This is a genomic window from Myxococcus sp. AS-1-15 (assembly GCF_020037055.1).
Classification (GTDB): domain Bacteria; phylum Myxococcota; class Myxococcia; order Myxococcales; family Myxococcaceae; genus Myxococcus; species Myxococcus fulvus.
Window position 1 is genome coordinate 818,897 of record NZ_JAIQDF010000002.1, and the last position, 13,227, is coordinate 832,123.

Here is a 13,227-nt window from a genome sequence, read left to right on the forward strand (position 1 = left end):
TCTTTTCAGTCGATGAGCGGGCTCAGCTGCGCGCCCACCGCGCGCCGGGCATCCAGGCGGCGCCGGCGGGCCGGGGCGATGACGAGCTGCCACACGGCGCAGACGAGCCCCAGCACCAGACACCCGAGCCACAGCGCGGACGTGCCCGCGCGCCCCAGCACCCGCCCTCCGAGCGCGGGCGCGGCGCTGGAGGCCAGGCCCCAGAGCATGTGGTACGCGCCCTGGTAGCTGCCGCGCAGCCGCGTGGGCGCCAGGTCCGCGACGACGGAGGGCGCGACGGGGGCCTGGGCCATCTCGCCGAGCGTCCAGATGGCCACCGCGAGCGCCGCGAGCGCGACGTTGCCCGTCAGCGCGTGCAGGCCGAAGCCCAGGCCGGTGAGGGCCGCCGCCAGCGCGAGCGAGTGCGCGCGGCGCAGGTGCTTGAGCGCCCGGTGGGACAAGGGCTGGAGCGCGACGATGAGCAGGCCGTTGACGGACAGCACCGCGCCGAACTGCGCCTCGCTCAGGCCGCGCGCGCTCAGGTCGAGCGGGAGCGACACCTGGCTCTGATGGAAGATGATGGCCACGCCGAGGATGGGCAGCGCGAAGGCGACGAAGGTCGGGTCCAGGAAGGGCGTCAGGAGCGAGCGCAGGGCGCCGGGGGCCTGGGCGTCCTCCGACGCGGTGCGGGCGGGGCGCGTCTCCGGCAGGAGCAACCAGATGCAGCACCCGTAGGTGAACGTGGTGATGGCGTCGGCCACGAACAGCGTCACGTAGCCGAAGCGGACCATCAGCCCCGCGAGCGGCAGCGCCACGGCGAAGCCCACGTTGATGACCCAGTAGAGCAGGCCGAAGGCGCGCTGCCGGTCCTCGGGCGTGACGACGTCCGCGACCGCGGCGGACACGGCGGGACGGTAGAGCTCTCCGAGGATGCCCAGGCAGAAGGCGGCGAGCGCGATGGAGGAGGGCTCGCGCGCGAAGCCGAGCAGGAGCATGCCCACCGAGCCGAGCCACAGGCCGCCCGCCAGCGTCAGGCGCCGGCCCACGCGGTCCGCGAGCATGCCGCCCAGGGGGCTCGCGATGACCGCGCCCACGCCGTAGAGCGACACGGTGAGGCCCGCCTGCTCCACGCTGAAGCCCCGCTCGCGCGTGAGGTACAGCGCGAGGAAGGGCACCACGAAGCTGCCCAGTCGATTGACCAGGGTGCCCACCCACAGCACCCAGTAGGTGCGCGGCAGGCCGCCGGCCATCTCATGCACGGCCCTGCCCAGCGCGCTCGTCGTCCATCGCGAACTCATGTGCGCACGCAGCATGTGTCAGCGCGAACGCCCTTGCACGAGCGGCCGCGGGAGCCCGTGGAACGTGGTGCTGCTTGGTGCTCCGAGGAGTTCAGGTGGGGCGGATGGGGGAGGTCGGGCATGGGCGGGAGGGCGGTGGGAGTAGGGGGCTTCGCGCTGGGCTAGAGGCTTCGGGGACGACCTCTCGATGAGGCCCTGACGGAGGCAGGGGCGAACCGAGTCCACGGGGTGTGCTGGGCTCCCGAGTGGGTGTGGTGCGCGGGCCTCGTTGGGGCGCTGGCGAGGGTTGCTCGCCTTGAGTGAGGTGGCGCGGGCCGCTTGCCGGGGCGCTGGCGCGGTTGACTTGCCGGGGCCTATGAGTGAGCGCGGGGTGGCGTGGGCCTCGCGGACACTGACGGCTGAACTTGCCGGAGCCTGTGAGTGAGCGCGGTGGCGTGGGCCTCGCGGACACTGGCGCGGCTGAACTTGCCGGGGCCTATGAGTGAGCGCGGGGTGGCGTGGGCCTCGCGGACACTGGCGAGGCTGACTTGCCGGGGCCTATGAGTGAGCGCGGGGTGGCGCGGGCCTCGCGGACACTGGCGCGGCTGAACTTGCCGGAGCCTATGAGTGAGCGCGGGGGGCGCGGGCCTCGCGGACACTGGCGCGGCTGAACTTGCCGGAGCCTGTGAGTGAGCGCGGTGGCGTGGGCCCATGGTGGCGCTGGCGCCGTTGGGTCGCGAGGGCGCTGGCGTGGGCCCGCCCTGCGCGCTATCAGCGCGGGACGTCATCGCCCGCGAGGCAGGGGTGGGACGGTGGCGAAGCCGGAGGGCGTGGGCGTCATGAGTCAGGTCATCGGGTTGCTGGGCACGTGTCTGGTATTGGGTGTGCTGGCCCGCCGGAGCGGGAAGTTCCCGGAGGGCTCCGCGGGGCCGTTCAACACCTTCGTGCTGTACGTGGCGCTGCCCGCGCTGGTGCTGCGCGTGATGCACCGGCTGGAGTTCGTGCCGTCGCTGCTGGTGGCCGCGGTGGTGCCCTGGCTGTACTACCTCGCGGCGGGGCCGTTCTTCCGGTGGCTGGGGCCGAAGCTGGGGCTGTCCAAGGAGTCCGTGGCCGCGCTGGTGCTGACGGGCGGCCTGGGCAACACGGCCTTCGTGGGCCTGCCGATGGCGGAGGCCCTGCTCGGCTCGGAGGGGCTTGCCGTGGCGGTGGTGGTGGATCAGCTCGGCTCGTTCCTGGTGCTGTCCACGCTCGCGACGCTGGCGGCGGCGAGGGCGAGCGCGGAGGTGGCGCTGCCCCTGGGCGCGCTCGCGAAGAAGGTGGCGACCTTCCCACCGTTCGTGGCGCTGGTGCTGGCGCTGCTCCTGCGCCCCGTGGGCTACCCCGTCTGGGTGGACTCCGTGCTGGAGCGGCTGGGCGCGCTGCTCACTCCGCTGGCGCTGTTCTCCGTGGGCCTGCAGCTCCGACTGTCGGGCGTGAAGGCGCGGCTGCCGGCGCTGTCCCTGGGCCTGCTCTACAAGCTGGTGCTGGTGCCGGGCGTGGTGATGCTGGGCCTGTGGGCCCTGCCCGGCCTGTCGCCCATGGTGGTGCAGGCCACGGTGCTCCAGGCGGCGATGGCGCCCATGGTGAGCGCGGCGATTCTGGCCGCCGAGCACCGGCTGGACCCGGAGCTGGCGGTGTTGATGGTCGGCGTGGGCATCCCCCTGTCCTTCGTCACCGCGCCAGTGATGCTGTGGCTGGTGCGCTGAGTCATCCTCGGGGGGAGGTGAGCGGGCGTCTGGTCTGCCCGCCTGCTCTGCGGGCGGGTGCGCGGACGGCTCACTGACGTGTAGCCGCAGCTCCCCTATCTTCCGTCATGGCCGAGCAACCACCGAAGGCTTCCGGGGCACCCGGAGGAGACCCGAGGCGGATGGAAGTGCGGCGCTCCGTGGCGGAGCTGGGCGCGCGCACCTACGCCATCCAACTTCTCACCGACGCAGGCATCCCGTTCCTCGTGGGTGGGGCCTACGCCTTCGCCCACTACACGGGCCTCTACCGCGACACGAAGGACCTGGACCTCTTCCTGCATCGCAAGGACGGGGACCGCGCCGTGGAGATGCTCGCGCGCCACGAGTGGCGCACCGAGAGCGAGGTCCACGGCTGGCTGCACAAGGCCTTCTGGGAGGACTTCCTCGTCGACCTCATCTACGGCTCCGGCAACGGCTTCACCGCCGTGGATGACGCGTGGTTCGAGCACGCGGTGCCGGCCCAGGTGCTGGGCTGTCCGTGCCGTGTCCCGCCCGCGGAGGAGATCTTCTGGAGCAAGGCCTTCGTCCTCGAGCGCGAGCGCTTCGACGGCCATGAGCTCACCCACCTGCTGCTCAAGGCGGGGCCCACGTTCGACTGGCAGCGCCTGCTGCGCCGCTTCGACCGGTACTGGGAGGTGCTGCTCTCGCACCTGCTCTTCTTCCGCTTCGCCTACCCGTCCGACCGCGCCACCGTGCCGGAGTGGTTGATGCGCGAGCTGCTCTCGCGCGCGAACGGCTCCGTGGACGCCGGCAACTGGCAGGAGCGCATCTGCCGGGGGCGCATCCTGTCCAAGGTCAGCTACCAGGTGGACGTGGACGAGTGGGGCTTCCAGGACGGGCACAGCTGGGACAGGGAGGAGCGTCAGCGCGAGGCGGACTCCGTCGCGAGCGGCGAGGCGCCGGGCCTGCACGGGCCCCACTGAGCGCCCTCACTCGGGGGGCTCCACGTCCCACCGTGCGAGCCCCCGAGTCGTGGGCCCATGTGCCTTCCGGGCTCACGGCCCTACCTTGCTTCCAGTGTCCCTTCGCGAACAAGGCAGGTGTCCCGTGGCCCGTTCCCCGTCAGGACCCCGACGCGCGCTCGGCCGCTTCGGCGCGGTGCTGCTGTCCCTCGGCGTCGTCGCGCCCGCGAGCGCGCAGCTCGCCACCTCCCAGCGCTCGGGGCCCATCCGCCTGCAGGTGGGCGACCAGTCCCTCGCCATCTCCCTGGGCAAGGAGCGCCTGAGCGGTGGCGGCTTCGACCTGCGCCGCACGGGTGCGTCCTTCCGTGGCCAGCTTCGCGGCGGCGACGTGGAGCTGGGCTGGCGACGGGGCCCCATCGTGGGGCGCGTGGGCGTGGAGGACACGCGCCTGGAGCTGTCGCGCTTCTCCTCCGAGCAGGGCATGCGCGTGGACGGTGAGCTGTCGAACTGGCCCACCTCGCTCGTCTTCTCGCCCGTGGGCATCTCCGGGGACGTGGGCGGGTGCAGCTACTCGCTGACGGTGGCGGGGGGCCGCTACACCGGGTGGCGCACCTGTCAGCCGGACCTGGAGGGCGAGCCGACCGCCGTCACGCTGAGCCTGCCGGAGACGGTGCTCGCGCTCGACACCGCGGAGCAGGCCGCGCTCCTGTCGCTGCTGCTCTCCGCGAAGGGCCTGCCACCCGCCCCGCCGCGCGAGGCGCCCGCGAACACCGGGCGCACGCTGGAGGGGCCTGGCCTGAACGAGACACCTCGGCGTTGAGGTGGGCCCGGTGCGGGCCGGTCGAGCCGCTCCGCGCGGAATCGTGCAATCCAGATGCATCCGTCATGGTGAGTCACGTGGCACTCGCGGGAGTCTCCGCGCGGCCCGTGCTTCAATCCCTGACTTCCGCTCGCGCACGTCGGCGCGTGGATGGGCATGCGGGCCCATCCCTGGCGGAAGAAGGAGTCCCACCATGAAGCTGTGCCTGGGTGTGTTGTCGGCCCTCGTCGTGTCCGGCCTCTTGGCCTGCGGTGGCACCGGAGCCGTGGAGCCGGAGGAGGAGACGCTGGGGCAGGTTTCGAGCGCGGTCGTCTGTTCGACGACGTGTCCGAACGGCTCGACGGTGACGTGCGAGGGCACGACGTGCAACACCTACCCGGGGGAGTCGGTGGAGTGCGACGGGCTGCACAACATCTGCCTCCCCACGATTCCCAGCGTCTGCCTGTCGCCCAACAGCGCTTGCTCGTACCTGGCGGGACGCACCTGCTCACCGGTGGGCGGCACGCGCTCGTGCTGCATCAACCGCCGCGCGGGCAACTGCTACTGCATGCCGACGGGCCAGTGGGCGTGTAGCGCGTCCTGAGTCGTCGGCAGGTGGATGCGTCGAGCCCGCTCTCGGGCTCGACGCGAAAGAAAGACTTCAGGCGGTGGCGGTCGCGCCGAAGGACAGCTCCACGCCGTTGTCCTTCACGCGCATGCGCGGCTTGGACAACCAGTGGCAGTGCGCGCAGTAGCTGTTCGCGCCGGAGGGAGTGGCGCGCACGCTCACCGCTCCGCCGCAGAGCACGCAGCCGTCGGGAAGGACGAATTCGGCGAATCGCTCGCCGAGGTTGCTCTCGATTTCGGTCATGTCCCACAAGTAACGCAGGAATCGCGCGGCACAAGCAGACCGCACCAGGCCACCCGCATCCTCCTGGCCCTCCCCCCGCAAGAGGCAGGCGGACAGGCGAGCGCACCTGCATTCCTTACGGGCTCGGACGCGAGTGACGTCCTGACGACATCGCAACCCCCGGCTCCGACGTGGCGCGACTGGCACGTGGATTGATCTGCCCCGCGCCGGGAACACGAGAGGGGGAGGGCATGGGTGGTGTGGAGCGTGTGGATGTGCGCGAGGAGAAGAAGGGGTGGGGCGTCGAGGTCGTCACCTCGGACGGCGAGGTGAGGCGCTACCGGTACGCGAGCGAGGCGCAGGCGCGCTACTTCGCGGCCATCTTCGAGCTCGGCCCCCGGGTGTGGCCGCCCGTGCGACGGGGGAAGGCCCGGAAGGCCGCCTGAGGAACCCTCGTGCCCGGGCGTGGGGAGCCGGGCACCGTGGCTTCCCACTACCCTTGGGGCCGGGTTTCGGAGAGGCTTGTGCCATGAGCGACGCGAGCAAGAACTTCCTCCACCGCCCGAACCGGGAGCACATCACCCAGGAGCCGGACCCCGCGGGCCGCTGGAGCACGCAGTTTCCGGACATGATTGGCTACCGCAGCCAGGGTGGCGGCAAGGTGCCGGCGGACTTCGGCTGGAACACCAGCCCCAAGCAGTGGCAGGAGGAGCTGACGCCGCAGACGCTGGCGGAGCGCTTCAACGAGCTGCGCGTGCTGCCGCCGAAGCCCGAGGCGCCCGCGCTGCCCGCCGACACGCAGCCGAAGTAGTCAGCTGAAGGGCAGGGCCGCCAGGCGCTCGCGGAAGCGCTCGAGCAGGCCCCATGAGCCCGCCTCGTCCAGCCCCTCGGCGGCCTCCTGACGCGCCTTGCGCAGGAAGCCGTCGAAGGGCGTCGAGCGGCCGTAGAGCGCCGCCGCCGTGTCCACCGCGTCCGCCAGCACGCGCGCCGCGCCCTGCGAGCCGAGCGTCAGGTGCATCTCCGCCTGCTCCAGCTTCGCCCCGCACGACGCCCACAGCTCGCGGTCATGCACGGTGAGCCACGTGCGCGTCACCTCGTCCATCGCCTCGTCGAGGAAGCCGAGGAACGGTTCGACCAGCTCCGGCAGCGCCTCCGCGGGAAGCTCGCTCCTGCCCGCGGCCTCCTGGATGCGCGCGCGCAGCGTCAGCACGTGCTGCTTCTGCGGCGTGCGCAGCGCCACCGAGGCGGGCAGGGTGATGAACGCGGACAGGCTCTCGGCCGCCTGCCTCGCCAAGGTGGGCCGTGACGGCGCCTCCGCCTTGGCCGCGCGCTCCAGTCTCCCCTGCAGCGAGCGGCGCAGGTCCGCCGCCGCCGCGCGCAGGGCCGCGCGGGCGCCCACCTGGTGCACGTAGCCGGGCACCACGTCCTCGCGCCGCACGTCCTCGAAGGCCGCGGCCGTCAGGTAGACGAGGTCGCCGATGCGCACGCGGAAGTCCGCGCGGAAGGCCTGCAGCTTCGCCATCAGCGTCCACTGGTCGCTGACCACCTCGGGTCGCCGCATCTGCTGGCCCAGCTCCGACACGCGCTTGGACAGCCGCTCCGCGATGGCATGCAGCACCGTCTCCACCTCCTGCGCCAGCCGCTCGTCGGAGCTGGCCGGGGGAGGTGCCCAGCCGCCGTCCGAGGCGCCTCGCGTGGGCGGCGGGGGGAACTCGTGGTGGATGGCGGTGACGAGCTGGTTGACGCCCACCAGCGTGTCGCCGATGGCGGGCGCCATCGTCTCCCACAGGGCCAGGTCCGCGCCGCCCTCGGGCTCCACCGTGGTGGGCTCGTACTTCGCGATGCTCAGGTGCCCCAGCCGGTCGATGGCCACCGCCGCCGCGCGGTGCACGCGCTCCAGCCGGTCCGCCAGGTGTCGGTCCGTGAGCGAATGCAGCAGCGCCTCCAGGCGGGAGGGCAGGGCATCCTGGGGAACACGGGGCGCGCGGGGCTTGGGTGGCGACACGGGCATGGAGCGCTCGACGCTACCGCATGGGTGCCGTGTACGCGAAAACGGACGCTGGGAACGGTTTGGGGGTTTCCCGGCGTACAGTAGGGACTCGGGGAGGATGCATGACAGAGCGGTTGCGACGCCGTCCATGGCTGACGGGGGGCCTGGTGGCGTTCCTGCTGGTGGGCCTGTGGGCCTTCACGGCGTGGGACGTGTGCGTGTCCACGTGGATGCTGCGAGGCGTGAAGCTCGCGCGCTGTCCGGTGGGGACGCTGCGTCAGACGGTGAGCCTGGGTGCGCAGGGACTCGGTCGGAACCTCCCTGGCGAGGTCTTCGCGTGGGCGGATGCGCACGGCATCGACTCGCGGGGCGAGCGGATGACGGCGCGGGTGCGGCGCGGCTCGGTGTCGCTGTTCCTGGTGGATGCCGAGGGCAAAGAGACGCCGCTGACGCCCGAGAAGGACGGCCCCTGGAAGCGCGACGGCGGCGAGGTGTCGCGGGCCACGGTGAAGCTGCCCGACGTGCCGGATGGTGACTACCGGCTGAGCGCCCGGCTCTCCACGCCATTGGGCGAGGACACGGTGGAGATACCGCTGCCGCTCTATGCGCCCGCGGTGGCGCACGTGCTGACGGACCGGCCGCTGTACGAGCCCGGCAACGAGGTGCGTTTCCGCGCGGTGGCGCTGCGCGCGAAGGACCTGGCGCCGCTGGATGGGCGGCCCGGGACGTGGTTCTTGAAGGACCCCTCGGGTGAGGTGGTGCTCGAGGAGCGTGCCCCCGCGGGGCCGTGGGGCGTCGTCGCGGGAGGCTTCCCGCTGGACCGGGGCGCGCCCACGGGAGCGTGGACGGTGGAGTGGGCGAGCGGCGAGACGGTGGCCCGCGCGCAGTTCACGGTGAAGCCGTTCACCCTGCCGCGCTTCCGCGTGGAGGCGCAGAGCCCCCGCCCCTACTGGCGCGCGGGCGACGTGCCCCAGGTGGAGGGACAGGTGGTGTACGCGTCCGGCGCGCCGGTGGCGGACGCGGAGGTGGAGCTGTCGTGGGACGTCTCGGGCGCGTGGCCGCCGCCCCCCGAGTGGGGCACGGGCGGGCTGCCAGGCCAGGCGCGTACGGACAAGGCGGGCCGCTTCCAGGTGACGCTGCCGCGCGTGCCGGAGGACCTGCGGGGCCAGGCGCGGCTGTCCGCGAGCGTGGTGGCCAAGGACGCGGCGGGGGACCGCGTCGCGAGCGGCGTGTCGTTGCTGCTGTCCGAGGACGCGCTCGCGGTGTCGTCGGTGACGGAGCTGGAGGACGGGCTGGTGGAGGGCTTCAGCAACCGCGTGTACCTGCGAGCCACCACGCCGGACGGGCGGGTGCTGCCGGGCGCGGAGCTGACGGTGACGCGCGCGTGGGACCCCCAGGACGAGGGCGTCCGGGGCGTGACGGACGAGGACGGCGTGGCCGCGTTCCAGCTGGACCCGGGCCCGCCCGTCAACGTGGTGGTGCCGCCGATGCCGGTGCGCCGCCCGCCGCCGGCGCCGTCGGTGACGCTGACGGAGGTGCGCAGCCTCCTGGAGGAGGACGGCGAGGAGTCGCTCCAGGACCGCGTCGCGGTGGAGGCCTGGCTGCCCGCGCTCTTGCCGTGCGCGCGCTTCGTGCTGCCGGAGGACCCGGTGCGCGAGGTGCCGCTGGCCGTGCGCGTGGGCACGGGCGGCGCGGTGGTGGACGTGGTGGGCGCGAACGACGCGCTGTCCCGGTGTCTGGCCCAGGCGGTGCGCACGCGTGCGCTGCCGGCGGGGCGTGAGCGGATGCTGGCCCTGAGCCTCGAGGTGCAGGACCCGGGGCTGCCGTGGGTGGAGCTGGCGGTGCATCCGGCCTTCGGCACCGCGACGGCGTTGATGGACTCGCTGGGCACGGCGGCCCGGGATGCGCGCGCCTGTGTGTCCTCGACGCAGTCCACGAGCAGCCTCTTCCCGATGTCGCTCACCTGGAGGTTGGGCGCGAAGGGCGCGCTGACGACGTCCTGGTCCTCGCGGCCGTGGGTGAAGAGCGAGCTGGGGGCGTCCACGGTGGCGTGCATCCAGGAGCGCTTCTCGCGGCTGAAGGCCTCCGCGTCCGCCTTCGGCTCCGGTGAGGACGCGGGGCTGGAGGCGATGGGCATCGCCGAGCTCACCGTCCACCCCGCCGGAGGTGAGGGGGAGGACGACGGCGAGGGACAGGCCACCACCTTCCTGGGCTACGAGCTGAAGGTGGTCGCGACGGTGGAGGGCAAGCCGGTGGGTGACACGAAGTGGCTGCTGCGCCCCGCGCGCCTGCCGCCCTTCCGCCTGCGCGCGACGCCGGTGCTGGCGCGCGGTGGCGACGAGGTGCGCATCGACCTGATGCGCGGTCCGTCCTTCCAGGGGAAGCTGCCCGAGGAGCTGCGGCTCCAGGCCGGCAAGCAGACGCTGGTGACGAAGCTGGAGAAGGGCGCCACCTCGGCGCGCTTCCGGCTGCCGGACGACTTCGAGGGCTGGGCGGAGGCCGAGTGGGCGGGGACGCGGGCGCGGGTGTACGTGGCGCCGCGCGCGCGGCTGTCCGTGGAGGTGTCGCCGGAGAAGCCGGCGTATGCGCCCGGGGACCTGGCGCGGCTGCTGGTGCGCACGCGGGTGGATGGCAAGGACGGCCCGGCGGCGGTGGGCCTGGTCGGCGTGGACGAGACGCTGGGGCAGTTGGTGCCGCTGCCGGGGGGCGACGCGCTGGCGAGCCTGCGTCCCGCGCCGGCGGTGTCCTCGCCCGCCTTCGGGGTGCTGGATGGCGTGGCGCTGGCGCAGGGCCGCATCCGCGGCTCCAACGCGGCCGCCGCGGCGCTGCTGCGGGTCAGCTCGGTGCCCACGCTGGTGGACACGGAGACGCGGGTGCGGGGCCTGCAGGTGGGCGAGTTCGACCCGGACGTGGAGCTGACCGAGCCCTTCTACACGGTGCTCGGGGAGCTGCACGCGCGGGTGCGTGAGTGGGAGGAGAAGGCGCCCGAGGGCGAGACGCTGGCGCCCGAGGGCCTGGCGAAGCTGTGGGCCCAGGCGCTGTCGGCGTGCGAGGCGCGCGGGGAGAAGGTGACGGATACGTATGGCCAGCGGCTGCGGTTGTCGCGGCTGCCCCAGGCGCTGCTGGAGCTGACGGACCCGCGCGCGGTGGTGTCGCGCGGGACGCGGCTGCCGGAGGACGTGGAGAACTGGAACGCGTGGGTTGCCCGGGAGGCGCCATGAAGCGCACGGTCATCGTCGGAGTGGTGTGCTTCATCGCGGGCGTGGTGGCGGTGTTCGGGGCGCTCTTCGCCGCGCGGCCGCTGATGGGCATGTCGGCGGACGCGCTGAGCGGCTCGGCCGAGCCGGAGATGATGGTGAGGCTTCAGTCGCCGATGAAGGCCCAGGCCGCCCCGGCGCCCATGGAGGCGTTGGCCGAGCCGGTGATGGAGGAGGTGGAGGGCGGTGCCCCGGGCGCCGTGGCCGTCGGCGGCCTGGACGATGCCTTCGGCGCGAAGAAGAAGGGCGCCTCGCGAGGGGGCCCGATGAAGGATGAGGCCTCGCCCCAGGCCGAGGGCGCGCCGAGCCGCGCGTGGTTCCCCGAGACGTTCCTCTTCGAGCCGCTGGTGCTGACGGACGACTCCGGCGCCGCGACGCTGCCGGTGCGCGTGCCGGACCGGCTCACCCGCTGGCGGGTGCTGGCGCTGGCGCACTCTCGCTCGGGCGCGCAGGCCGGCGCGGTGACGAGCTTCGCGGGCACGCTGCCCACGTACGTGGACCCGGTGGTGCCGGCCTTCCTGCGCGCGGGGGACACCGCGCGGGTGCCGGTGCAGGTGGTGAACACCACGGAGTCCGCCGTGGAGGCGCCGCTGAAGGTGGCCGCGACGGGCGCGGTGGTGGAGGGCGGCCTTCGCACCGTGCGCGTGCCGGCCCGGGGCAGCGTGGTGGAGTACGTGACGGTGCGCGTCTCGGGCCCCGGGCCCGTCGCGGTGCGCGCGTCGCTGGGGGACGCGGACAGCGTCGAGCGGCCGCTGGAGGTCTGGCCCACGGGGCGGCCGGTGGTGCAGACGCGCAGCGGCACGCTGGCCACGCCGCGCACCCTGTCGCTCACCGGCCCCGCGGACGCGCAGGAGGGCAGTGAGCGCGTGCGGCTGCAGGTGTACCCGGGCGGCCTCGGCGTGCTGCGCTCGGAGCTGTCGTCGGCGGGCGCGCGCGAGAGCGTGGAGGACGTGGCGCACGCGCTGCTGCTCGCGGGCAAGGCGCCCGAGCTGCTCACGGCGCTGGGCGAGCCCGACGCGGCGAAGGTGGTGCGCTCCGCGCTCTCGCCGAGCCAGGGCCGGGTGGCGATGCCTCCGGAGTCCTCGGGAGGGCTGGTGGACGCGGAGTCGATTCGTGTCCTGGTGGCGCGGGCCACGCAGCGCGCGTTGAGGATGTCGCGCACGCCGGACGTGGCGACGGGGACGCTGCTGGTGGAGGGCGCGCTCGCGCATCCGGACAACCCGGTGCTGGCGCGGCTGGGCGAGCGGCTCGCGGGCTGGGTGGCGCAGGCGCAGCGGCCGGACGGCACGTGCCAGGGCGGTGATGGCTGGACGCTGCAGCGGCTGCTGGTGGCCACGGCGGACTGCGCTCGCGCGGTGGTGGCGGCGTCGGGGAGCCCCGCGGGACAGCGGCGCGCCTCGCGCTTCACGGCGCTGGCGGAGGGCGCGCTGGAGCGCAACCGGGCGCACGTGAAGGACGGCTACACGGCGGCGGCGCTGCTGTCGAGCGGCGTCGTGAAGGGCTCGCTGCGGGAGGCCCTGCGGGCGCAGGTGCGCGACGCGCTGAAGAAGCGCGAGGACGGCGCCGTGTACCTGCCGGTGGAGTCCGGCGTGGTGGCGGCCAACGGCCAGTCCCCCACCGAGGCGGAGGCCACGGCGCTCGCGGTGCTGGGCCTGGAAGGAGACCCCCAGGCGCCCCTGGCGGACCTGGGCGCGTCGCTGCTGTCCGGCTACGCGCCGTCGACGGGCTGGGGCAGCGGCCGCGCGAACCGGCTGGCGCTGCGGGCCGTGGTGGCGCTCTTCAAGGAGCCGCTGCCCGCGCGGGTGAGGGTGGTGCTGGAGCGCGACGGCCAGGCGGTGACGGAGGGCACCTACGACGCGAAGGCGCTGCGCGAGGTGCTGGTGATGGAGGCCCCGGCGACGGGCTCGGCCGGAGCGCACGCGTGGACGGTGCGCGCGGAGCCAGCGGTGCCGGGGCTGGGCTTCGCGCTGGCGCTGTCCGCCGCGGTGCCGTGGGCGAAGGAGGACGCGCGAGGGCTGGAGCTGGCGGTGGCCTCGCCCCAGGAGGCGAAGGTGGGCCAGCCGGTGGAGGTGACGGTGCAGGCGACCACGCCCTCGGGGCTCGCGCTGGAGCTGCGGCACGGCCTGCCGGCGGGGGCGCAGGTGGACGCGGCGAGCCTGGATGCCCTGGTGGCCTCTGGCAGCGTGTCCTCGTGGACGTCCGAGGACGGCGCGGTGATGTTGAAGCTGCCGCCGCGCGGTCCGGGGGCACCCTTCCAGGCGCGCTTCCGTGTCATCCCCACGCTGGGGGGCACGCTCCAGACGGGCGCGTCGTCGCTGCGCGTGGAGGCTCGGCCGGACCTGGTCTCCTACGTACCTCCCGCCACCTGGGCGGTGCGCTGAGACCGGTG

11 protein-coding genes are annotated in these 13,227 nt (G+C 73.7%); 8 read left to right on the forward strand and 3 right to left on the reverse strand.

Annotation, left to right across the window (positions count from 1 at the left end; all coding sequences use genetic code 11):
* Nucleotides 1-5: 5 nt before the first annotated feature.
* A complete protein-coding gene (locus K8625_RS09130; protein WP_223782444.1) occupies nt 6-1,277 on the reverse strand; it encodes an MFS transporter in 1,272 nt (423 codons plus the stop codon).
* A gap of 818 nt (nt 1,278-2,095) precedes the next feature.
* On the opposite strand from K8625_RS09130, the gene K8625_RS09135 reads away from it, so the two are divergent.
* The 4 genes from K8625_RS09135 (at nt 2,096) to K8625_RS09150 (ending at nt 5,345) form a co-directional block, all read left to right on the forward strand.
* Nucleotides 2,096-3,001 carry an AEC family transporter gene (locus K8625_RS09135; RefSeq protein ID WP_223782445.1) on the forward strand — a complete coding sequence of 302 codons (906 nt, stop codon included), beginning with the start codon at nt 2,096-2,098 and terminating at the stop codon, nt 2,999-3,001.
* A gap of 161 nt (nt 3,002-3,162) precedes the next feature.
* Nucleotides 3,163-3,963 (forward strand): nucleotidyltransferase family protein, encoded by an 801-nt coding sequence (locus tag K8625_RS09140; RefSeq protein WP_223745876.1) that lies wholly within the window; start codon nt 3,163-3,165, stop codon nt 3,961-3,963.
* 124 nt (nt 3,964-4,087) lie between these two features.
* A complete protein-coding gene (locus K8625_RS09145; RefSeq protein WP_223745877.1) occupies nt 4,088-4,762 on the forward strand; it encodes a hypothetical protein in 675 nt (224 codons plus the stop codon).
* A gap of 193 nt (nt 4,763-4,955) precedes the next feature.
* Entirely contained in the window at nt 4,956-5,345 is a 390-nt protein-coding gene (locus tag K8625_RS09150; protein ID WP_223782446.1) for a hypothetical protein, read from the forward strand.
* A 57-nt stretch (nt 5,346-5,402) separates the two neighbouring features.
* On the opposite strand, the gene K8625_RS09155 is transcribed toward K8625_RS09150, so the two are convergent.
* Nucleotides 5,403-5,612, reverse strand: a complete 210-nt coding sequence (locus tag K8625_RS09155) for a hypothetical protein (protein ID WP_141332979.1) — start codon at nt 5,610-5,612, stop codon at nt 5,403-5,405.
* A gap of 230 nt (nt 5,613-5,842) precedes the next feature.
* Here K8625_RS09155 and K8625_RS09160 point away from each other — a divergent pair, with 230 nt between their 5' ends.
* Both K8625_RS09160 and K8625_RS09165 read left to right on the forward strand, forming a co-directional pair.
* On the forward strand, nt 5,843-6,037 hold the full coding sequence (locus K8625_RS09160; RefSeq protein WP_046710946.1) for a hypothetical protein: 195 nt from the start codon (nt 5,843-5,845) through the stop codon (nt 6,035-6,037).
* A gap of 83 nt (nt 6,038-6,120) precedes the next feature.
* A complete protein-coding gene (locus K8625_RS09165) occupies nt 6,121-6,402 on the forward strand; it encodes a hypothetical protein (protein ID WP_141332980.1) in 282 nt (93 codons plus the stop codon).
* Here the strand turns inward: K8625_RS09165 and K8625_RS09170 are convergent, their stop codons facing one another.
* Nucleotides 6,403-7,596 carry a hypothetical protein gene (locus tag K8625_RS09170; RefSeq protein ID WP_370640321.1) on the reverse strand — a complete coding sequence of 398 codons (1,194 nt, stop codon included), beginning with the start codon at nt 7,594-7,596 and terminating at the stop codon, nt 6,403-6,405.
* 107 nt (nt 7,597-7,703) lie between these two features.
* On the opposite strand from K8625_RS09170, the gene K8625_RS09175 reads away from it, so the two are divergent.
* Together K8625_RS09175 and K8625_RS09180 are read left to right on the forward strand one after the other, a co-directional pair.
* Nucleotides 7,704-10,802 (forward strand): MG2 domain-containing protein, encoded by a 3,099-nt coding sequence (locus tag K8625_RS09175; RefSeq protein WP_223782447.1) that lies wholly within the window; start codon nt 7,704-7,706, stop codon nt 10,800-10,802.
* Entirely contained in the window at nt 10,799-13,219 is a 2,421-nt protein-coding gene (locus tag K8625_RS09180; protein WP_223782448.1) for an alpha-2-macroglobulin family protein, read from the forward strand. The genes K8625_RS09175 and K8625_RS09180 overlap by 4 nt, the downstream gene beginning before the upstream one ends.
* Nucleotides 13,220-13,227: the final 8 nt, after the last annotated feature.